General features: G+C 62.0%; 1 protein-coding gene. It reads right to left on the reverse strand.

The features are described from left to right. Positions 1–766 (reverse strand): hypothetical protein (locus PAT3040_RS37445; RefSeq protein ID WP_181376843.1); only part of this gene is annotated, 766 nt, incomplete at both ends.

Consider the following 766-nt stretch of genomic DNA (forward strand, 5'->3'; position numbering starts at 1 on the left):
ATCACTGCGCTGAAGCGCCTCGTACAACGCTTCGCTGTCGATCGCGGCGCCCGAATCCCGGGATGCCAACGGCTCCCCTCCCACAAGCACGCCGCCTTCTTTTTCGTAGAAGTGGTAAGCGCTTGCAGAACGGGCATGACGAAATGCCCGCTGCCCCTCTTCCCACATCGAATTCCGAGCTCTGCCAACAGTGTGGCACAACCGTCCGCGGCGATGCCAAGCTTCGTTTAGCGACTTTAAGTCCTGGAGCAGCCACTCCGCGTCTGTCGGGGTAGAGGCGGATGGCGACTTTAAGTTTCGGAGCAGCCACTCTTCATCTGTCGGGGTAGAGGCGGATGGCGACCTTAAGTCTCGGAGCAGCTCCGCTTCATCTGCCGAAGCAGGCGCGGATAGAGTGTCGGTCTTGCGGCTCCATTCGTAGCCGGATTCGGACGAGTCCGACCTCTTCCAGCTGTCGCCTACCGCCAGGCCCGTAACATGTTCTCCTTCGACAAACGCCGGCGATAGCCACGGCAACAATGTCAGCAGCTCGCAGCCGCCGCTCGGTGAGACGTCAAGCGGCAAGGTGCATGCAGGGCCATAACGCCCGCACACCCGCTCCATCTCGGCGATGAGCGCACCGGTCCCGGAATCGCCGCTTTCGCCAGTCGCCGGATGGAACTGGGTCAGAATAATAGCGCCAGGCCCCCGCAGCCAATCCAGCCCCGCCAGCTCTTCCCGTTCCGCTTCGCTTAGAATGCCGTTCATCCAGGACAGCAGCAGCCGC

This window comes from Paenibacillus agaridevorans, from assembly GCF_003112455.1.
In the GTDB taxonomy this organism is placed as follows: Bacteria; Bacillota; Bacilli; order Paenibacillales; family Paenibacillaceae; genus Pristimantibacillus; species Pristimantibacillus agaridevorans.